The following is a 19,491-nucleotide window of genomic DNA, read 5'->3' as shown; positions in this document are numbered from 1 at the left end:
TGCCGGCTGCGGCCGGACACCACCAGGGTTGTTCAAACTTGTGGTGCGACCGAGAGGAATCGAACCTCCACAGGATTTCTCCCGACAGGACCTAAACCTGTTGCGTCTACCAATTTCGCCACGGTCGCACATCAGAAACCGGATTGTAACCCGAGTCTCCAAAAAGGCCCGGCGCCCCCCGCCTCCCGCCCGGGGGCGACGGCCCCGCCGGCCCGCCAACCATTGTTTTCGCTTGGCGCGCACGTAGCGGCCCCGGCGGGGCGCCCGTTTACCGTTATTGATCATCCTCACCAAAACGTTGGGATAGATTGCCATTGCAATCCCGCAACGCATTCTTACCCGCAATGATAGAAACCCATACGCCAGAAGTCGCCGTCCTGCTCGGGGAGACCGGCCGCGATTACGAAATCGCGGACGAGCTGATGCGTGCCGGCTTCAGCGTCTACGTCTGCACCAGCTCGCAGGAAGTGCATGCGCTGCTGCGAGCGGGCAAGAACCCGGTGGTGCTTGCCGACGCGGCGCGGGCGGCGGCGTTCGACAGCTATTCGCTGACCCGGCTCGTCTACATCCCGCCCGATCCCGGCCAGGCCGCCGACAAGCCCCACGTGGAAGTCCGCGTGCTGGGCGCCGATCCGAGCGCCGAACTGCTGCCCATTCTGCGCGCCATGCGGCGCCATCTCGCCCTGGCCGCGCCGCGCCTGGCCGAACCGCCGCCCGAGACGCCCACGCCGGCGCTGTGGCTCCTGTCCACGCCCCCGCGCCGCCTGACGAGCCCCGAAGGCCGCAGCCTGCCGCTGACCCTGACCGAATGGCAGTTCATCAGCCATCTTTTCGGCGAGCGCAACCGTACCCTGACCTTCGCCCAATGGCAGGCCGTCTCGGCCAAGGACGGCGCCCGCCAGTTGCACAACGTCGCGGTCCTGGTCAGCCGGCTGCGCCGCAAGGCCCAGCGGCACGGCATCACCCTGCCCCTGGAGGCCGTCCGGGGCGTGGGCTACTCCTTCACGCAGCCCTGCGGGGACCTGGCGTCGGGAACCAGGCAGGCCGGCTAGCCGCTATGCGGCCGCTGCCCCCCCCGGAGGGCGCTTGTTGCCTTGGGGCGGCCCCACGGCAAAATGCCCGCCCCGAGGTTACAATCGCGGCCATGAATCCACGCCTCGGGCTGCTGCAGCCCTATCCCTTCGAAAAACTGCGCGCGCTGTATGCCGATGTCGTGCCGCCCGCCAGCCTGCGTCCCGTCAGCCTGTCCATCGGCGAGCCCAAGCACGCCACGCCGGCTTTCATCGAGGACGCCATCCGGCAGAACCTGTCCGGGCTGTCGGGCTACCCCCCCACCAAGGGCTCGCCCGCGCTGCGCGCCGCCATCGCCGGCTGGCTGGAACGGCGCTACGGGCTGCCCGCGATCGATCCCGACACGCAGGTGCTGCCCGTGCTGGGCTCGCGCGAGGCCTTGTTCGCCTTCGCGCAGGTGGTGATCGACGGCGCGCGGCAGCCCCGCGTGCTGTGTCCCAACCCGTTCTACCAGATCTACGAAGGCGCCGCGCTGCTGGCCGGCGCCCGTCCCACCTTCGTCAACGCCGACCCGGCGCGCAACTTCGGCTGCGACTGGGCCTCGGTCTCGCCCGCCGAATGGGGCGAGACCCGGCTGGTCTACGTCTGCTCGCCCGGCAATCCGGCGGGCAACGTCATGGACCTGGACGAATGGAAGTACCTGTTCGAGCAGGCCGACAAGTACGGCTTCATCATCGCCTCGGACGAGTGCTATTCCGAGATCTACCTGGACGAGGCCGAGCCGCCGCTGGGCGCGCTCGAGGCGGCCCACCGCCTGGGCCGCGGCGACTTCCACAATATCGTGGTGTTCTCCAGCCTGTCCAAGCGCTCGAACGTGCCCGGCATGCGCTCCGGCTTCGTGGCGGGCGACGCCAGGCTGCTGGCCAGGTTCCTGCTGTACCGCACCTACCACGGCAGCGCGATGAGCGACGTGGTCTCGGCGGCCAGCATCGCGGCCTGGAACGACGAGGAACACGTGCGCGAGAACCGGCGCATGTACCGCGAGAAATTCGACGCTGTCCTGCCCATCCTGCAGGAGGCGATGGATATCCAGCGCCCGCAGGCCTCGTTCTACCTCTGGCCGCGCACGCCCATCGACGACGCCGAGTTCACCCGCGGCCTGCTGGCGCAAGAAAACGTCACGGCCCTGCCGGGCAGCTACCTCGCGCGCGAGGTCCCCGCCGGCAACCCCGGGGCCAACCGCGTACGCCTGGCGCTGGTGGCGCCGCTGGACGAATGCGTGGAGGCGGCCCACCGCCTGGCCCGCTACGCCCGCTCGCTGCCGACCAGCCGCATCGCATGAACGAATAGAACACCCATACCGCATGTAAACACACCCCACCCAGGGCACAGCGGATCCGGTTCCGCCGGTCCGCCAGTGCCGCCCCCTCGGGGGACGCGCGCAAGCGCGTAGGGGGGGTCCTTCTATTGGATATCCGACCATGAGCCAAGACCTCAAGACCGTCATCGAACAAGCCTGGGAAGACCGCGCCTCGCTGTCGCCCTCTTCTGCCCCCGCCGCCGTCCGCGAAGCCGTCGAGCACGTCCTTGCCGGGCTGGACAAGGGCGAACTGCGCGTGGCCGAGAAGCAGAACGGCGACTGGACCGTCCACCAGTGGATCAAGAAGGCCGTGCTGCTGTCCTTCCGCCTGGAAGACAACGTCGTGATGGGCACCGGCCCGGGCAGCGCCCTGCAGTTCTACGACAAGGTACCCAGCAAGTTCGCCGGCTACAGCGCTGAGGACTTCAAGCAAGGCGGCTTCCGCGTCGTGCCGCCCGCCGCCGCCCGCCGCGGCTCGTTCATCGCCCGCAACGCCGTGCTGATGCCCTCTTACGTGAACATCGGCGCCTACGTCGACGAAGGCACCATGGTCGATACCTGGGCCACCGTGGGCTCGTGCGCGCAGATCGGCAAGAACGTGCACCTGTCGGGCGGCGTGGGCATCGGCGGCGTGCTCGAACCGCTGCAGGCCAACCCCACCATCATCGAAGACAACTGCTTCATCGGCGCCCGTTCGGAAGTCGTCGAAGGCGTGATCATCGAGGAAAACTCGGTCCTGTCCATGGGTGTGTTCATCGGCCAGAGCACCAAGATCTACAACCGCGAAACCGGTGAGATCACCTACGGCCGCGTGCCCTCGGGCTCGGTGGTCGTGCCCGGCAGCCTGCCCTCGGCCGACGGCAAGTACAGCCTGAACTGCGCCGTGATCGTCAAGCGCGTCGATGCGCAAACCCGCGCCAAGACCAGCATCAACGACCTGCTGCGCGCCTGACCCCGGACTTTCCAACGCACTCGCCATGACCACTTCCGTCCTGTCCCTGGTTGAAGAACTGATCCGCCGTCCCTCGGTCACGCCCGAGGACGAAGGCTGCCAGGCCTTGCTGGCCCAACGCCTGGCGGCGCTCGGCTTCGCCTGCGAAACCATCGCGGGCGGCGGGGTGGTCAACCTGTGGGCGCGGCGCGGCGCCGAAGGGCCGCTGGTGGTCTTCGCCGGCCACACCGACGTGGTGCCGCCCGGCCCGCGCGAGCAATGGCATACCGACCCGTTCGTGCCCACGCAGGTCGACGGGAACCTGTACGGCCGCGGCGCGGCCGACATGAAAAGCTCGATCGCCGCCTTCGTGGTCGCGGCCGAGGAATTCATCGCGCACAACCCCGACCATCCCGGCTCGATCGGCCTCCTGATCACCTCCGACGAGGAAGGGCCGGCCACCGACGGTACCGTCAAGGTCTGCGAGCAGCTCGTGGCCCGGGGCGAGCGCCTGGACTACTGCATCGTGGGCGAACCCACGTCGTCCGTGCAACTGGGCGACACCATCAAGAACGGCCGCCGCGGATCGCTGTCCGGGCGGCTCGTGGTCAAGGGCATCCAGGGCCACGTCGCCTATCCGGAAAAAGCGCGCAACCCCATCCACCAGTGCGCGGGCGCGCTGGCCGAGCTGGCCGCCACCGAATGGGACCGGGGCAACGAATACTTCCCGCCCACCACCTTCCAGATTTCCAACTTCCACAGCGGCACGGGCGCCACCAACGTCGTGCCGGGCGAAGCGGTCATCGACTTCAATTTCCGCTTTTCCACCGCCAGCACCGCCGACGACCTGAAAACCCGCGTGCTCGCCGTCCTCGATCGCCACCAGCTCGAATACACGGTGGACTGGACCCTGAGCGGCCTGCCTTTCCTGACGCCGCGCGGAACGCTGTGCAGCGCGCTGGGCGACGCCATCGCCGCCGAGCTCGGCATCGAGGCCGAGCTGTCCACCACCGGCGGCACCTCCGACGGCCGCTTCATCGCCCGGATCTGCCCGCAGGTCGTGGAGTTCGGCCCGGTCAACGCCACCATCCACAAGGTCAACGAACACATCGCCGTGGATAGCCTGGAGCCGCTGAAGAACGTCTACCGCCGGACGCTGGAAGCGCTGCTGAGGTGATGCTTCCTCCTAGGCGCTTACGCGCGCGCCCCCGCGGGCGGCGCCGGCGGACCGGCAAGGCCGGATCCCCCGCGCCCTGAATCAGGATACCGATATGCCCACTGCCGATTTCCATTCCCTGCGCACCGTCCGCGACCTGATCCGCTATGCCGTGAGCCGCTTCAATGCCGCCGGCATCGCGCTGGGCCACGGCACGCTCGACGTCTACGACGAAGCCGTCTACCTGGTCCTGCACACGCTGCATCTGCCCATCGACCGGCTCGAGCCCTTCGTCGATGCCGCCGTGCTCGATGGCGAGCGCGAGGCCGTGCTGGCCATCATCGACCGCCGCATCGACGAGCGCCTGCCCGCTCCCTACCTGACCAACGAAGCGTGGCTGCGCGGCCGCCGTTTCTACGTCGACGAGCGGGTCATCGTGCCGCGCTCCTACATCGCCGAGCTGCTGGACGACGGCCTCGCGCCCTGGATCGACGACCCCTACGCCGTGGAATGGGCGCTGGACATGTGCACCGGTTCCGGCTGCCTGGCGATCGCGGCGGCGGAGACGTTCCCGCACGCGCAGGTGGACGCGGTGGACATCTCGAAGGACGCGCTGGACGTGGCCCGCATCAACGTCGACGACTACGGCCTGCAGGATCGCATCGCGCTGCATCAGTCGAATCTGTTCGAGGCGCTGCCGCCCGCGCAGTACGACCTGATCCTGTGCAACCCGCCCTACGTCAACACCGATTCCATGAATGCGCTGCCGGCGGAGTACCGGCACGAGCCCAGTCTGGCGCTGGCCGGGGGCGCGGACGGGATGGATCTGATCCGTCCGCTGCTGGCCCAGGCGGCTGAATTCCTGCAGCCCGACGGGATCCTGGTGCTGGAGCTGGGCCACGAGAAAGCTTATTTCGAGCAGGCCTTTCCCCATATCGACCCCGTATGGCTGAGCACCTCCGGCGGCGACGACAAAGTGTTGCTGCTCAGGCAGGACCAATTAGTATGAAGGCCTCCCCCTACGCGCTGACGCGCGCCCCCTATGGTGGACCCCCAGCCGCTACGCGGCAGCCCCCCATGGGGGCTGGGACCCGCCTTGGGGCGGCCCGGCACCGGGTCCCCGGGGCGAAACCGGCGGACTGGCGGAGCCAGATCCGCGGTTTCCTGGGGTACAACCCGACGGCTGAAGAACGGCGATTTTGCCGAGCTGCACTGGAGAGCGTGCAAACAAGGCGGTTCCCACGGTGATACGAGCATCAGGCATTACGCTTCGGCGCGGCACCAAGGTGCTGCTGGACGGCGCCGACTTCGTGGTCCATCCCGGCGAGCGCGTCGGCATCGTTGGCCCCAACGGCGCGGGCAAGTCCACGCTGTTCGCGCTGTTGAACGGCCAACTGGAACCTGACGCGGGCAACCTGGACATTCCGGCCAGTTGGCGCATCGCGTCGATCGCGCAGGAAATCCACGACACCGGCCGCGAGGCGCTGGACTTCGTCATCGACGGCGACACGCGCCTGCGCCGCCTGCAGGCCGAGCGCGCCGCGGTCGACGTCGACCGCGAGGGCCTGCGCCTGGCCGAGTTGGAAGCGGAACTGGCCGACGCCGGCGCGTTCTCGGCGCAGTCGCGCGCCGAGCAACTGCTGGTCGGCCTGGGTTTCTCGCAAGAGGAATTCCGCCAGCCGGTGGCGAGCTTCTCGGGCGGCTGGCGCATGCGCCTGAACCTGGCGCGCGCGCTGATGGCGCCGTCCGATCTGCTGCTGCTGGACGAACCCACCAACCACCTGGACCTGGACGCCATGCTGTGGCTGGAGCGCTGGCTGGCGGCCTACCCCGGCACCGTACTGGTGATCTCGCACGACACCGAGTTCCTGGACGCGGTGGCCCGGACCATCCTGCATTTCGACCAGGGCAAGCTGGTGCGCTATAAGGGCGGCTACGAGGACTTCCTGACGCAGCGCGCCGAGCGCCTGCGGCAGAACCAGATCGCCTACGACAAGCAACAGCGCGAAGCTGCCCACCTGCAAAGCTTCATCGACCGCTTCAAGGCCAAGGCCAGCAAGGCCAAGCAGGCCCAGAGCCGGGTCAAGGCGCTGGCGCGGATGCAGGTATTGGCGCCCATGCGCGCGGCGGCGGGCATCGACATCAGCATCCCCTCGCCCGACCACATGCCCGATCCGCTGCTGTCGCTGGACGGCGTGCGCGCCGGCTATCCGGACGCGCCCATCCTGGACGGCGTCAAGCTGTCGGTGCGCGCCGGCGCGCGGGTGGGCATCCTGGGCGCCAACGGCGCGGGCAAGAGTACGCTGGTCAAGACCCTGGCGGGCGAAATCGAGCCGCTGGGCGGCGAGCGCAAGGAAGCCCGCGGGCTGGCCGTCGGCTACTTCGCCCAGCACCAGCTCGACATGCTGGATGCCGAGGCGACGCCGCTGCTGCACCTGGCCCGCCTCGCCCCCGAGGCGCGCGAACAGGACCTGCGCAACTACCTGGGCGGCTTCGGCTTCTCGGGCGACTTCGCGCTGGCCAAGGTGGGCCCCATGTCGGGCGGCGAGAAGGCCCGCCTGGCGCTGGCGCTGGTGGTCTGGAAAAAACCCAACCTGTTGCTGCTGGACGAACCCAGCAACCACCTGGACGTCGACACGCGCGAGGCACTGACCGAGGCGCTGGCCGAGTTCGAAGGCACCATGCTGCTGGTCTCGCACGACCGGCATCTGTTGCGGACCACCGTCGACAGCTTCTGGATCGTCGCCGACGGCGGCGTGCACGAATTCGACGGCGACCTGGAAGACTACCGCGACTGGCTGGCCAACCGCCAGGGCGGCAACGCGTCCGCCTCGTCCGCCACCGCTGCCTCCGCCGAAGGCGGCGTCGACCGCAAGACCCAGCGGCGGTTGGAAGCCGAGAGCCGGCAGCGCCTGTCCACCCTGCGCAAGCCGTTGGAGACCCGGCTCAGGAAGCTGGAAGAGGACATGCAGAAGCTGGAGGCGCGCAAGCGCGAACTGGACCAGCTCATCGCCGATCCCGGCTTGTACGAGGATGCCCGCCGGGACGAATGTCGCCGCGTGCTGGCCGAACACGGCGACCTGCAGAAGCGGCTGGGCGAGATCGAGGAGGCCTGGCTGGGCGTGCAGGAAGAACTCGACGCCATCCAGGCCTGAGGCGTCCGCGCGGACGCCTGAACGGAACGGCCCTAGACGTTCATCACGCTGACGGCGCGCGTGTTCAGGTACGCCTCGACCGCTTCCGGACCGCCTTCGGAGCCGAAGCCCGAATCCTTGATCCCGCCGAACGGCATCTCGGCCGTCGGAACGGCCGGCATGTTGACGAACAGCATGCCGACCTCGACCTTGCGGGCAATCAGGTCGGCGTTCTTCAGCGAGCTCGTGAAAGCGTAGCCGGCCAGGCCGTACGACAGCCGGTTGGCTTCGGCAATCGCCTCGTCCAGCGTGTTGAAGGAGCGGATGGCGGCAACAGGGCCGAAGGGTTCGTCGTTGAAGATGCGGGCATCGAGCGGCACGTCGGCCAGGACGGTCGGCTCCCAGAAATTGCCGACTTCGCCGATGCGCTTGCCGCCGGCCAGCACCTGGGCGCCCCTCTGGACCGCGTCGTCCAGGAAGCCGGACATGGCGACCAGGCGGCGGGGATTGGCCAAGGGACCCATCTGCGTGCCCTCAGCCAGGCCGTCGGCGACGCGCAGGCCCTTCGCCCACTTCGCCAGCTCGGCGGCAAATTCGGCGCGCACGCTTTCATGGACCAGGAAACGCGTCGGCGAGATGCAGACCTGGCCGGCATTGCGGAACTTGGCGCCGCCCGCGGACTTCACCGCCAGGGCGACGTCCGCGTCCTCGCAGACGATGACCGGCGCATGGCCGCCCAGCTCCATGGTCACGCGCTTCATGTGCTGGCCCGCCAGCCCGGCGAGCTGCTTGCCGACCGCGGTCGAACCCGTGAACGTGATCTTGCGGATGGCCGGATGCGGGATCAGGAAACCCGAGATCTCGGCCGGGTCGCCATACACCAGCCCCAGGACGCCAGGCGGCAGGCCGGCATCCTGGAAGGCGCGGATCAAGGCGGCCGGCGCGGCGGGGGTTTCCTCGGGCGCCTTGACCACCACCGAGCAGCCCGCGGCCAGTGCCGGCGCCAGCTTACGCACCACCTGGTTGATCGGGAAGTTCCACGGCGTGAACGCCGCCACCGGCCCGACCGGGTCCTTGAGCACCATCTGGCGCTGCGCCAGGCTGCCGCGCGAGGGCACGATGCGGCCGTACACCCGGAAGCCCTCCTCGGCGAACCACTCGATGATGTCGGCGGCAGCTAGCGTCTCGCCCTTGGCTTCGGCCAGCGGCTTGCCGTTCTCCTGGGTCATCAGCGGCGCGATCTCGCCCGCGCGCTCGCGCATCAGCCCGGCGGCCTTGCGCATGATCTCGCTGCGCTTGGCGGCGGTCATGCCGTTCCAGGTGGCGAAGCCGCGCTGCGCCGCCTCGACGGCCTGCTCCAGGTCGGCCCGGCTGGCGTGGGCCACGCGGCCGATTTCCCTGCCGGTCGCGGGGTTGACCACGGCAAGGGTCTTGCCATCGGCGGCATCCCTCCACTTGCCGTCGATGAAGAGCTGGGTATCCGTATACGTCGTAGCCTGTGCCATCTCGATGGGTTCCTTTTGCGTGTCGCGGCAATACCGCCGTCCTGCGCCGATGGACGCAGGCGTACCTTCAAAGCATAAAGCGCAATGTCCGACGCGCCATAAATATCTTTACATTAAGATTCTTAATGATAAGATAACTGCACGTTCCACCCTTCCACAGGACATGCATCGTGCAAGCCAGGATCACCCGCCTAGAAGGCACCCCTTACCAGCAGCAACGCGCCTTTTCGCCCGCCGTCGTCTCGGAAGGCGGCCGCACCATCTGGCTGGCGGGGCAGACCACCACCGAGGACGCGCAGGGCCGCGACATCTCCGGCCAGTTCGAAGCCCAGGTGCGGGCCTGCTTCTCGCTGATCCAGGGAACCCTGGCCCGCTGCGACGCGGACCTGCGCAACCTGGTCTGGATGACCGTGTTCATCGACGATCCCCGGCACGGCGACCGCTTCGTCGACATCCGCGCCGAGCTGCTCGGCAGCACCGGCTTTCCCGCCAGTACCCTGATCACGGTGTCGCATTTCGCCCGTCCGGGCATCGTGGTCGAAATCCAGGCCATTGCCGTGGTCTGATCCCCCTCCCGCCCCTGCGCCACCCAGGAGACTTCCATGCCACGCCGCGCCTTGCTCGCTTTCTGCATCAGCTCGCTTTGCCTCGCCGCTCACGCGGACACCTATCCCAGCAGGAACGTCACGCTGGTCGTCACCAGCGGCCCCGGCTCCTCGGCCGACATCCTGTCCCGCATCATCGGCGTGGATCTGTCCCGCCGCCTGGGACACACCGTCGTCGTCGACAACCGGCCGGGCGCGGGCGGCAACATCGCCGGCGAACTGGTCGCCAAGGCGCCCGCCGACGGCCATACGCTGCTGCTGGCCTCGATCAGCACGCACGGCATCAACCCCTGGCTGTATGCCCGCATGCCCTTCGATCCCGTCAAGGACTTCAAGCCCATCGGCACGGTGGCCTCCAATCCCAACGTGCTGGTGGTGGCGGCCAGGTCGCCCATACGCTCCATTCCCGATCTTCTCACCGCGGCCCGCAAGACACCGGACCTGGCGTACTCGTCCGGCGGCAGCGGCACCTCGCAGCACCTGGCGGGCGAAATGTTCGCGTCGCGGGCCGGCATCAAGCTGATGCACGTGCCCTACAAGAGCGCGCCACAAAGCATGAACGCGGTGCTGGCGGGCGACGTGGCCATGACCTTTCTGAGCGTTCCCGTCGCCGCCGGCCAGATCCAGGCCGGCCAATTGCGCGCGTTGGGCCTGACCTCGGCCCGGCGGCTGGCCAGCCTGCCTGACGTTCCCTCCATCGCCGAACAAGGCCTGCCGGGCTTCGACGTCTCGGCCTGGTTCGGTCTCGTGGCGCCGGCGGGCACGCCGCAGCCCGTGGTCGACCAGCTCAACCGCGCGTTGCAGGAAACCCTGCGCGAGCCGTCGGTGCGCGAGAAACTCGAGGGCCAGGGCATGGAAATCCTGGGCGGCACGCCCGAGGAGTTCGCGCGCCTGATACGCAGCGAGATCGACCGCTGGGGGCCGGTGGTACGCGCCTCCGGCGCCGCCGTCAACTGAGGCCGCCATGGCGATCGATACCCTGCGCGTGGCCGTGTTCGACGGCGGATGGAACCTGCCCCTGTGGGCCGGCATCGACCAGGGCTTCTTCGCAAGCCATGGGGTGCCCATCGAACTGCGTTATGTCGGCGGTTCGGCCGAACTGGTCGAGCGCCTGCTGCGCGACGAAGTCCAGGTCGCCATCGCCGGCATCGACAATCTCGTGGCCTACCAGGAGGGCCATGCCCGCATCCCCGGCACCCGCCCCGACCTGGTGGCCTTCCTGGGCGGCGACCGGGGCTTTCTGAGCCTGGTCGCCGGGCCCGGCATCCGAAGCTACGACGAGCTGCGCGGCCATACCTTGTCGGTGGACGCCCTTTCCACCGGATTCGCCTTCGTGCTGCGCGAACTGCTGGCCACGCACGGCATCTTGCCCGGCGAGGTCGAGATCGTGCCCGCCGGCGGCACCAGCCAGCGCCACGCGGCATTGCTGGCGGGCCGGCATGCGGCCACGCTGCTGCGCACCCCGTACGAATTGCTGGCGCAGGAAGCCGGCTGCCGTATCCTGCCGGGCGCGCACTGGCTGGACGACTACATGGGATCGGCCGCCTTCTGCCAACGCGCCTGGGCGGCCACGTCGGGCGAAACGCTCCGGGCATTCACGCGCGCCTACCGCGCCTCGCTGGACTGGCTGACCAGGCCGGACGCGGGCCCGCGCGCCGCCGCCCTGCTGCGCAGGCACGCGCCCGGCCTCGATCCGACCCTGAGCGAGCGCGCCCTGGACGTGTTGCTGGCCCCCGCCACCGGCCTCATCCGCGATCTGCGGCCCAGCATGACCGGCATCGCCACCGTGCTGGCGCTGCGCAACCGCCACGCTGGCCAGGCCGCGGCGCTAAGCGACCCCGCCCGCTATGTGGACCTGAGCTACCTGCCGCCGGCGTGAACCGGCCGCGCGGCTCGTGATAGAGTTCGACGCAATCGAAACGGCGTCGAGAATCAGTCCCTTGCCCCCTGCGTCCCCCCCTCCTCCGCGGCGCGACTCCGTCCAGCAACTGCTGGACGACTGGAAGCGCGAACGCCCCGATCTCGATCCCTGGCCACTGGGCATCATCGGCCGCCTGTCGCGCCTGTCCACGCACATGGTGCGGCATGCCGAGGAATGGCTGGCGCCCATGGGGCTGAGCTGGGAGACCTTCAGCCTGATCGTCACCCTGCGCCGCTGCGGCCCGGAATACGCGCTCAAGCCTTCGGACCTGATCAAGGTGTCGCTGCTGACCTCGGGCGCCGTCACCAACCGCATCGACCGCGTACAGGAGCGCGGCCTGGTGGTGCGCGAACCGGACCCCAACGATCGCCGCGGCGTGATCGTGCGGCTCACGCCCGAAGGCAAGGCGCTGGCCGACGAGGCCATCGCCCGCCACTTCGAGGCGATGGCGGAACTGCTGCGGCCCCTGGGCCGCCAGGAGGCGGACAAGCTGGCCGCCATGCTGAGCACGCTGCTGTTCGCCATCGAGGCGGGCGACTAGGGCCTCAAGCCCGCACCTCCGCCGCCTGGGCGGCCAGCAGCAGTTGCGCCGCCACCGAGACCGCGATGATGCCCGGCAGCTTGCCCTCGACCGCCGGCAGCCCGACCGGACACACCAGCGATTCGATGCTTGCCTCGGCCATGCCCCGCGCGCGCAGGCGCCGCTCGAAGGTCACGCGCTTGGTGGCCGAGCCGATCAGCCCGCAATAAGCGGCATCGCCGCGCGCGAGCACCGCGCGCACGATGTCGAAGTCCAGCGCGTGGCTGTGGGTCATGACCAGGTGCATGGCGCCGGGCGCGGCATCGGCGACCTCGGCCGCGAGGTCGTCGGCATGCACGGTTTCGACCTGTCCTGGCAGCGGCAGGGGAAAGACGTTCTCGCGGGTATCCAGCCACCGGATCCGGAACGGCAGCGGCAGCATCACGTGCACCAGCGCCCGCGCCACGTGTCCGGCTCCATATAGCCAGAGCTGGTGCGGCCGTGCCTCCAGCCCTTGCAGCAGCGGCAGGACATCGCCAGCGTCCGCCAGCACCGAGAAGCGCAGGTCGACGCTGCCGCCGCAGCATTGGCCCAGCGAGGGACCGAGCGCGAAGCGGCGCGTGCGCGCGGCCACGGAGCCCTCCTCGGCCTGCCGCAGCAGCGACCGCGCATGCGCGATGGCCTCGTATTCCAGGTGGCCGCCGCCTATGGTGCCGGCGAAGTCTTCGGCGCCGACCAGCAGCGCCGCGTCGGTACCGCGCGGAACGCTGCCGCGCGCCTCCAGCACGCGGACCAGGCACACCGACCGGCCGCGCGCAGCGCGGGCGAAGTCGGCCAGCCCCTGGGGCAGCAGCGCGGCGGGAGTCATTGCTCCACGGCCCGCAGCACGGCCTCGGGCGTGGCGGGCGCCGACAGGGGCACGAGCGGACCACGCCCCTGTTCCCGCCGGGCCGCCGCCACCGCGTCGCGTATGGCGAAGAAGGCGGCGAAGCCCAGCATGAAAGGCGGCTCGCCCACGGCCTTGGAGCCGTAGACATTGTCCTCGCGGTTGGGCTCGGGCCAGAGTTCGACATGGAAGTCGGCGGGCACGTCGCCCGAAGTCGGGATCTTGTAGGTGGAGGGCGCATGCGTGGCCAGCGCGCCGTCCGGCTTCCAGACCAGTTCCTCCGAAGTCAGCCAGCCCACGCCCTGCACGAACCCGCCTTCGATCTGGCCGAGGTCGATCGCCGGGTTGATGGAGCGGCCCACGTCGTGCAGGATATCCACGCGCAGCACGCGCGTCTCGCCGGTCAGGGTGTCGACCGCGACCTCGGTGGCCGCCGCGCCGTAGGCGAAGTAGTAGAACGGACGGCCGCGCATGGTCTTGTGATCGTAGTGGATCTTGGGCGTAGCGTAGTAGCCGTCCGACCACAGCGACACGCGGGCGGCGTAGGCCGCCTTGGCCACGGCCGCGAAATCCAGCTCGGCGCCCGGCACGAGCACCTTGCCGCCGCGTATCGATACCTGGCCCACGTCCAGGCCGCGCGTGCCGGCCACATGGGCGCGCAGGCGGTCGCGCACTTCGCGCGCGGCGAACTCGGCCGCCCTGCCGTTCAGGTCGGTGCCGCTGGAGGCGGCGGTGGCCGAGGCATTGGGCACCCGGCCAGTGTCGGTGGCGGTGATCCGCACCCACGCCAGCGGCACGCCCAGGGTATCGGCCACGACCTGGCACACCTTGGTATGCAGCCCCTGCCCCATCTCGGTCCCGCCGTGGTTCACCGTGACGGAGCCGTCGGTATAGACGTTCACCAGCGCGCCGGCCTGGTTGAACATCGTGGCCGTGAACGAGATGCCGAATTTCACGGGCGTCAGGGCCAGGCCGCGCTTGATCACCGGGCTGGCGGCATTCCAGCGCGCGATGGCCTCGCGCCGCCTGGCGTAGCCGCAATCGGCCGCCAGCCGCTCGATCAGTTCGGGCAGGATGTTGTCGGTGACCCGCATGCCGTAGGGCGTGCGGTCACGCGGCGCATCGCCGTACAGGTTGATCCGGCGCACGGCCAGCGGGTCCAGGCCGAGATGGCGCGCGATGTCGTCCAGGGCGGCCTCGATCATGCCCACGCCCTGCGGGCCGCCGAAGCCGCGGAACGCCGTATGGGACTGGGTATGGGTCTTGCAGCGATAGCTGTGGATGGCGGCGGCCGGCAGGTAGTAGGCGTTGTCGGCATGGAAGATGGCCCGGTCGGCGATCGGCCCCGACAGGTCGGCCGAGAAGCCGCAGGCCGCCGCCTGCGTCAGGTCGATGGCCAGGACGCGCCCCTGGCCGTCGAAGCCCACCGTCCAGCGTCCGAGGAAGGGATGGCGCTTGCCGGTGATCAGGAAGTCATCGTCGCGGTCGAGCCGCATCTTGCACGGCGCGCCGGCGATGCGCGCCGCCACCGCCGCCCACACCGCGATGTGGCCGGCCTGGGTTTCCTTGCCGCCGAATCCGCCTCCCATGCGGCGGCATTCGACCTGCACCGAATGGGCCGGCACGCCCAGTGCGTCGGCCACCCAGTGCTGTACCTCGCCCGGATGCTGGGTCGACGACAGCACCTTCATCGTGCCGTCCTCGCCCGGCATGGCCAGCGCGATCTGCCCTTCCAGGTAGAACTGCTCCTGTCCGCCCACCGCGAACTCGCCGTGCAGCCGGTGCGGCGCGGCGGCCATCGCAGCCTCGACGTCGCCCTCGACCAGGTGCACGGGAGGCAGCACCCAGGACTCGGCTTCCAGCGCCTGGGCTATCGTCAGGATGGCCGGCAGCGGCTCGACCTCCATCCGTACCGCTCGCGCGGCCACGCGCGCCGCCTTGGCGCCCGTGGCGATGACCAGCGCCACCGGCTGGCCCAGGTATTCGATCAGGTCCGCGGGCAGGATGGGTTCGTCGTGTCCCGCGCCCACCACGTTGGCCGCGGGCAGGTCGGCGGCAGTCACGACGCGGCGCACGCCGGGCATCGCCAGGGCGGCCGAGGCGTCTACGTTCATCAGCCGCCCGTGCGCGACCTTGGACAGCACGGGGGCGACGAACAGGGTGCCGCGCGGCTCGGGCACGTCATCCACGTACAGCGCGCGGCCGCTGACGTGCAGGTGCGCCGCCTCGTGCGGCGCGGCGACGCCGCAGGCCTGCGGCTCGGCCTCGATGTTCAGGATGCCGGGATGATCGGGTGCGTTCATGGTTGTATCGCCGCAAGTTCGCCCAGGCGCGTGGCCGGCGCCTGCCGCGCCAGTTGCAGGCAGGACCGCAGCAGCAGGTTGGCGGCGGCCTGGCGCCGGTAGGCCGCGCTGGCGCGCAGGTCGTCCAGGGGATCGAATTCATCGTGCATGGCCTGCCAGGCCGCCCGCATGCCGGCGCTGTCCCGCAGGGTCGCGGCGGGCACGTCCACCCGCAGGCCCAGCAGCGCCTGCTCGGTCCGCACGGCACGGCTGGATACCGCGGCCATGCCGCCCACGCCCACGCCGGCGGCGACGATGCGGCCCCGTTCCACGCGCAGCGCCGTGGCCACGGCCACGGCGCTGATGTCCTGCTCCACCCGCTTGGACAGCTTCCATGCATGGACCGAGACGTCGGCGCCGAGCAGGGGCACGCGCACGGCACGGATGAACTCCCCCGGACGCAGGTCGTTCTTCTGGTAGCCGTGATAGAAATCGGTCAGCGGCAGGATCCGCTCCTGGCCCTGCCGGTGCAGCACGACCGAGCCGCCCAGCGCGATCAGCAGCGGCGCGGTGTCGCCGATGGGCGAGCCGTTCGCGACGTTGCCGACCAGCGTGGCGCTGTTGCGTACCGGCACCGACGCGAAGCGGTCGAAGTAATCGATACAGGCGGCAAAGTGCGGCGCCAGCGCCCGCCAGGCGTCCTCGACGGTGACGGCCGCGCCGATCTCCAGGCACGGGAGCTCGCGCCCCCAGCGCGACGATGCCAGCGCATCCCGGCCGATGCGATCGATCGCGGCCAGCCCGGACACGCCGCCTATCCACAACACGTCGCCCAAGGCGCGATGATGCTTGGTGACCCACAGACCGACGTCGGTCGCGCCGGCCACGATGCGGCTGTCCGGATGGGTCGCGCGCAGCGCCGCCAGTTGCGCCAGCGTGCGCGGCGCCAGGAAGCGCCCGCGCGCATGGCCGTCGAACCCTCCGGCTGCTTCCCCCGGCGTCCAGGCCTGCGGTCCGGGCGCCACCCGGACCAGCCGCTCGCGCATCGCGTCGGCCGTCTCGCCCTGCCAGTCCGGCCCGCACATCGCCTGTGCCGCATCCAGGATGGGCCGGTACCCCGTGCACCGGCACAGGTTGCCCGACAGGGCCCGCACCGCGTCCTCGCGGCCGACTGCCGCATCGTCCGCCAAGCGCCGGCCCTCGTACATCGCATACAGCGACATCACGATGCCCGGGGTGCAGAAGCCGCATTGCGAACCATGGTGCGTCACCATGGCCGTCTGCACGGGATGCAGCGCATCCGGTTCGCCGATGTCGCCGGCGGTCGCCAGCAGCTTGCCGTCCAGCGCCGCCACCGGCTGGATGCAGGCGTTGATGGCGCGCACGCGAGGGTTGCCGGCGCCGTCCAGATCGGTCACCGCCACGGTGCAGGCGCCGCAGTCGCCCTCGGCGCAGCCTTCCTTGGCGGCATGGCAGCCCGCCTCCTCCCTCAGCCACTCCAGCACCGTGAAGGCGGGAGGCAGGCCTTCCAGTTCGACCAGCTTGCGGCCATGCCAGAAACGCACGGGGCGCACCCGCAGCTCGGGCGGCGTATCGGGGGAGGAAGGATCGGAAGCCATGTCGCTCTGCCAGGAGTACGCCCGCCGCGCCCGTCATGGGACGCCGGGACCATATCCGAAACATACGCGCCCTGGCCGGGGTTGTCATCTTCGGTGGAAGATGAGCATTATTCATTATTGTGAATGAACTCCCGGAGCCGCCATGCCCGCCTCCCCGCCCGCCGCAGCCTCCGGCGGCACCGGCCTGTCCCGCCTCAGCCTGACCGACATCCAGGCCTTCGTCACGCTGCTGGATACGCTGCACGTCTCGCGCGCCGCGATACGGCTGGGCATGGGCCAGCCCCAGCTGTCGGGCCGCCTGGCCCGGCTGCGCCGCCTGACCGGCGACCTGCTGTTCGTGCGCGGACCGGGCGGCGTCGTGCCCACCGCCACCGCCCTGTCGCTGGAAGCGCCCGCGCGGGAAATGCTGGCGCAGGCCGAGCACTTCCTGGCGCCGCCCGACGAGTTCGACCCGCGCAAGGCGCACGGCACCCTGCACCTGGCCGCGCCGGACTATCTCGATCCCATGCTGTTGCCGCGGCTGGCGGGCCGGCTGCGCGCGGCCGCGCCCGCCCTGGCGCTGAGCGTGCATCCGCTGACGGACGACCTGGACTACGCGCAGAAACTGGGCGACGGCCGCCTGGACCTGGTGATCGCCAACTGGCCCGACCCGCCGGCGCAGTTGCACCGGTTGCCGCTGATGGAGGACGAACTGGTGGTGATGATGGGCAGCCACCATCCCCTGGCGCGCCGCAGCCTGACCGCGCAGGCCTACCTGCAGGCGCGCCACGCGGCGCCGACCGCGATGCGGCCAGGCCTGCGCAGCACGGTCGACGCCATGCTCGCGCGGCAGGGGCACGCGCGCCACATCGCGCTCGAGTGCCCCGTGTTCAGCCTGATTCCCTATGTGCTGACGCAGACCGACCTGCTGCTGACCACCGGCAGGCGCTTCACCGACTTCTTCGCCAGCTCGCTGCCGGTCACGGTGATGCCGCTGCCCATCCCGTTGCCGTCATTGCAGTACTACCTGCTGTGGCACCCGCGCGCCCGTCGCGACGGGCCCGTGCGCTGGCTGCGCGAGCAGATCGCCGCCAGCGTGCGCGCCCCGGCCGTCAGCTCCCCCGATACGTACTCCAGCTCCAGGGGCTGACCAGCAGCGGCACGTGGTAGTGCTGGCCGGGCTGGGCGATGCCGAAGTCGAGCGCGACGCGGTCGACGAAGCGGGGTTCGGGCAACGCCAGGCCTCGCGCGGCGAAATAATCGCCGGCCTCGAACACCAGGCGATAGGCGGCGGCGACGAGCTCGTCGCCTTCGAGCAGGGCGCCGTCGACGCGCCCGTCGGCATTGGTGGACAGTTGCCGGAGCAGGACCGCCTGGCCGTCATCCATGCGGAAGAGTTCTATCCTCATGCCCGCGGCCGGGCAGCCATGGGCGGTATCGAGAACGTGGGTGGTCAGCTTTCCCATGGGGATCCTTTGGTGGAACGCGATGGCGCGGCAAGCGCCATCCGGCGCGCCGACAAAAGTGTATATAGTTTCGCTAGCGGCCACATCCCCGCGCACGGCCCCGCCGCCCGGCATGGGAGAATGTCCATGCGTGTCCGTTCCGTTTCCACTCCTGATTCGTTGCCCGCGCCATGACAGCATACCCCCGCGACATGATCGGCTACGGCCGCCATCTTCCCGACGCACGCTGGCCCCATCGCGCCCGCGTCGCCGTGCAGTTCGTCCTGAACTACGAGGAAGGCGCCGAGAACCACGTCCTGCACGGCGACCCCGCCTCCGAGCAGTTCCTGTCCGAGATCGTGGGTGCGGCCGCCTACCCGGCCCGGCACATGAGCATGGACTCCATCTACGAATACGGCTCGCGCGCGGGGGTCTGGCGCATCCTGAACGAGTTCGAGCGGCGGCGCCTGCCGCTCACGGTATTCGGCTGCGCCATGGCGCTCGAGCGCAACCTGGAGGCCACGGCGGCGTTCCTGGAACATGGCCACGAAATCGCCTGCCACGGCTGGCGCTGGATCCACTACCAGAACGTGGACGAAGCCACCGAGCGCGAGCACATGCACCGCGGCACGGAGATCCTGCGCAGGCTGACCGACGGCGCCTGGCCCCTGGGGTGGTACACGGGGCGCGACAGTCCCAACACGCGCCGCCTGCTGGTCGAGCAAGGCGACTACCTGTACGACAGCGACTACTACGGCGACGACCTGCCCTTCTGGACCGAAGTCGAAACCTCGTCCGGCGCGCGCAAGCCCCACCTGATCGTCCCCTACACGCTGGACGCCAACGACATGCGCTTCGCGACGCCGCAGGGGTTCAACACCGCCGGCCATTTCTTCGACTACCTGCGCGATACCTTCGACGTGCTGTACACGGAAGGCGCCGACAAGCCGCGCATGATGTCGGTGGGCATGCATTGCCGGCTGCTGGGCCGGCCCGGCCGCTTCACCGCCCTGCAGCGCTTCCTGGATCACGTCGAGAAGCACCAGGACGTCTGGGTGTGCCGCCGCGTCGACATCGCCCGCCACTGGAAGCAAGAACATCCGTACACGCCGGCTGCCGGCTCCGCCTCCTGATCCC

The 19,491-nt window shown here is 69.8% G+C and carries 17 protein-coding genes and 1 tRNA gene; 12 read left to right on the top strand and 6 right to left on the bottom strand.

Going from position 1 to position 19,491, the window contains the following annotated elements; translation table 11 throughout:
• Positions 1-41 precede the first annotated feature (41 nt).
• Positions 42-128 (bottom strand) — tRNA-Leu (locus N5K27_RS06420).
• Positions 129-344: 216 nt separating this feature from the next.
• Here N5K27_RS06420 and N5K27_RS06415 point away from each other — a divergent pair.
• The 6 genes from N5K27_RS06415 to N5K27_RS06390 all read left to right on the top strand — a co-directional run bounded on the left by N5K27_RS06415 (position 345) and on the right by N5K27_RS06390 (position 7,613).
• Positions 345-1,052 (top strand): hypothetical protein, encoded by a 708-nt coding sequence (locus tag N5K27_RS06415; RefSeq protein ID WP_087840611.1) that lies wholly within the window; start codon positions 345-347, stop codon positions 1,050-1,052.
• Between the two features lie 92 nt (positions 1,053-1,144).
• The gene (dapC, locus tag N5K27_RS06410; RefSeq protein WP_279815278.1) at positions 1,145-2,353 is read left to right on the top strand and encodes a succinyldiaminopimelate transaminase; all 1,209 of its coding nucleotides are present in this window, start codon (positions 1,145-1,147) and stop codon (positions 2,351-2,353) included.
• Positions 2,354-2,492: 139 nt separating this feature from the next.
• Complete coding sequence (dapD, locus tag N5K27_RS06405) at positions 2,493-3,323, top strand: 2,3,4,5-tetrahydropyridine-2,6-dicarboxylate N-succinyltransferase (RefSeq protein ID WP_132978725.1); 831 nt, start codon at positions 2,493-2,495, stop codon at positions 3,321-3,323.
• A gap of 25 nt (positions 3,324-3,348) precedes the next feature.
• Complete coding sequence (dapE, locus tag N5K27_RS06400) at positions 3,349-4,479, top strand: succinyl-diaminopimelate desuccinylase (RefSeq protein ID WP_087840608.1); 1,131 nt, start codon at positions 3,349-3,351, stop codon at positions 4,477-4,479.
• 94 nt (positions 4,480-4,573) lie between these two features.
• Positions 4,574-5,467 carry a 50S ribosomal protein L3 N(5)-glutamine methyltransferase gene (gene prmB / locus N5K27_RS06395; RefSeq protein ID WP_087840607.1) on the top strand — a complete coding sequence of 298 codons (894 nt, stop codon included), beginning with the start codon at positions 4,574-4,576 and terminating at the stop codon, positions 5,465-5,467.
• A 235-nt stretch (positions 5,468-5,702) separates the two neighbouring features.
• Complete coding sequence (locus N5K27_RS06390) at positions 5,703-7,613, top strand: ATP-binding cassette domain-containing protein (RefSeq protein WP_279815274.1); 1,911 nt, start codon at positions 5,703-5,705, stop codon at positions 7,611-7,613.
• Positions 7,614-7,645: 32 nt separating this feature from the next.
• On the opposite strand, the gene N5K27_RS06385 is transcribed toward N5K27_RS06390, so the two are convergent.
• Positions 7,646-9,097 (bottom strand): NAD-dependent succinate-semialdehyde dehydrogenase, encoded by a 1,452-nt coding sequence (locus N5K27_RS06385; RefSeq protein WP_087840605.1) that lies wholly within the window; start codon positions 9,095-9,097, stop codon positions 7,646-7,648.
• A gap of 170 nt (positions 9,098-9,267) precedes the next feature.
• Here N5K27_RS06385 and N5K27_RS06380 point away from each other — a divergent pair, with 170 nt between their 5' ends.
• The 4 genes from N5K27_RS06380 to N5K27_RS06365 all read left to right on the top strand — a co-directional run bounded on the left by N5K27_RS06380 (position 9,268) and on the right by N5K27_RS06365 (position 12,164).
• A complete protein-coding gene (locus N5K27_RS06380; RefSeq protein ID WP_238160008.1) occupies positions 9,268-9,663 on the top strand; it encodes a Rid family hydrolase in 396 nt (131 codons plus the stop codon).
• A 36-nt stretch (positions 9,664-9,699) separates the two neighbouring features.
• A complete protein-coding gene (locus N5K27_RS06375) occupies positions 9,700-10,659 on the top strand; it encodes a tripartite tricarboxylate transporter substrate binding protein (RefSeq protein ID WP_132980467.1) in 960 nt (319 codons plus the stop codon).
• Positions 10,660-10,666: 7 nt separating this feature from the next.
• Complete coding sequence (locus N5K27_RS06370; protein ID WP_087840603.1) at positions 10,667-11,581, top strand: ABC transporter substrate-binding protein; 915 nt, start codon at positions 10,667-10,669, stop codon at positions 11,579-11,581.
• Between the two features lie 61 nt (positions 11,582-11,642).
• Positions 11,643-12,164, top strand: a complete 522-nt coding sequence (locus tag N5K27_RS06365; protein WP_279815268.1) for a MarR family transcriptional regulator — start codon at positions 11,643-11,645, stop codon at positions 12,162-12,164.
• Positions 12,165-12,168: 4 nt separating this feature from the next.
• Here the strand turns inward: N5K27_RS06365 and xdhC are convergent, their stop codons facing one another.
• Genes xdhC through xdhA form a run of 3 tightly spaced genes read right to left on the bottom strand, consistent with a single transcriptional unit; the run spans position 12,169 to position 16,930 of the window.
• Positions 12,169-13,011, bottom strand: coding sequence for a xanthine dehydrogenase accessory protein XdhC (xdhC, locus tag N5K27_RS06360; RefSeq protein WP_279815266.1), 843 nt, complete (start codon positions 13,009-13,011; stop codon positions 12,169-12,171).
• Entirely contained in the window at positions 13,008-15,332 is a 2,325-nt protein-coding gene (gene xdhB / locus N5K27_RS06355) for a xanthine dehydrogenase molybdopterin binding subunit (protein WP_087840600.1), read from the bottom strand. The genes xdhC and xdhB overlap by 4 nt, the downstream gene beginning before the upstream one ends.
• Positions 15,329-16,930, bottom strand: a complete 1,602-nt coding sequence (xdhA, locus tag N5K27_RS06350) for a xanthine dehydrogenase small subunit (RefSeq protein WP_132980466.1) — start codon at positions 16,928-16,930, stop codon at positions 15,329-15,331. The genes xdhB and xdhA overlap by 4 nt, the downstream gene beginning before the upstream one ends.
• A 142-nt stretch (positions 16,931-17,072) precedes the next feature.
• On the opposite strand from xdhA, the gene N5K27_RS06345 reads away from it, so the two are divergent.
• Positions 17,073-18,059: a LysR family transcriptional regulator gene (locus N5K27_RS06345; RefSeq protein WP_087840598.1), complete on the top strand. Its 987-nt coding sequence runs from the start codon at positions 17,073-17,075 to the stop codon at positions 18,057-18,059.
• Here the strand turns inward: N5K27_RS06345 and uraH are convergent.
• A complete protein-coding gene (gene uraH / locus N5K27_RS06340; RefSeq protein WP_087840597.1) occupies positions 18,022-18,375 on the bottom strand; it encodes a hydroxyisourate hydrolase in 354 nt (117 codons plus the stop codon). The genes N5K27_RS06345 and uraH overlap by 38 nt on opposite strands.
• 170 nt (positions 18,376-18,545) lie before the next feature.
• Here uraH and puuE point away from each other — a divergent pair, with 170 nt between their 5' ends.
• On the top strand, positions 18,546-19,487 hold the full coding sequence (gene puuE, locus N5K27_RS06335; protein ID WP_279815264.1) for an allantoinase PuuE: 942 nt from the start codon (positions 18,546-18,548) through the stop codon (positions 19,485-19,487).
• Positions 19,488-19,491: the final 4 nt, after the last annotated feature.

It is taken from the genome of Pigmentiphaga sp. GD03639, from assembly GCF_029845405.1.
Classification (GTDB): domain Bacteria; phylum Pseudomonadota; class Gammaproteobacteria; order Burkholderiales; family Burkholderiaceae_B; genus Pigmentiphaga; species Pigmentiphaga daeguensis.
The sequence above is the reverse complement of the archived record's forward strand: the minus strand, read 5'-3'. Positions and strand labels throughout refer to the sequence as shown.

Coding starts and splice junctions, on each gene's coding strand:
- N5K27_RS06415 (WP_087840611.1), top strand. CDS start 345: ATGATAGAAACCCATACGCCAGAAGTCGCCGTCCTGCTCGGGGAGACC.
- dapC (WP_279815278.1), top strand. CDS start 1,145: ATGAATCCACGCCTCGGGCTGCTGCAGCCCTATCCCTTCGAAAAACTG.
- dapD (WP_132978725.1), top strand. CDS start 2,493: ATGAGCCAAGACCTCAAGACCGTCATCGAACAAGCCTGGGAAGACCGC.
- dapE (WP_087840608.1), top strand. CDS start 3,349: ATGACCACTTCCGTCCTGTCCCTGGTTGAAGAACTGATCCGCCGTCCC.
- prmB (WP_087840607.1), top strand. CDS start 4,574: ATGCCCACTGCCGATTTCCATTCCCTGCGCACCGTCCGCGACCTGATC.
- N5K27_RS06385 (WP_087840605.1), bottom strand. CDS start 9,097: ATGGCACAGGCTACGACGTATACGGATACCCAGCTCTTCATCGACGGC.
- N5K27_RS06375 (WP_132980467.1), top strand. CDS start 9,700: ATGCCACGCCGCGCCTTGCTCGCTTTCTGCATCAGCTCGCTTTGCCTC.
- N5K27_RS06370 (WP_087840603.1), top strand. CDS start 10,667: ATGGCGATCGATACCCTGCGCGTGGCCGTGTTCGACGGCGGATGGAAC.
- xdhC (WP_279815266.1), bottom strand. CDS start 13,011: ATGACTCCCGCCGCGCTGCTGCCCCAGGGGCTGGCCGACTTCGCCCGC.
- xdhB (WP_087840600.1), bottom strand. CDS start 15,332: ATGAACGCACCCGATCATCCCGGCATCCTGAACATCGAGGCCGAGCCG.
- xdhA (WP_132980466.1), bottom strand. CDS start 16,930: ATGGCTTCCGATCCTTCCTCCCCCGATACGCCGCCCGAGCTGCGGGTG.
- N5K27_RS06345 (WP_087840598.1), top strand. CDS start 17,073: ATGCCCGCCTCCCCGCCCGCCGCAGCCTCCGGCGGCACCGGCCTGTCC.
- uraH (WP_087840597.1), bottom strand. CDS start 18,375: ATGGGAAAGCTGACCACCCACGTTCTCGATACCGCCCATGGCTGCCCG.
- puuE (WP_279815264.1), top strand. CDS start 18,546: ATGACAGCATACCCCCGCGACATGATCGGCTACGGCCGCCATCTTCCC.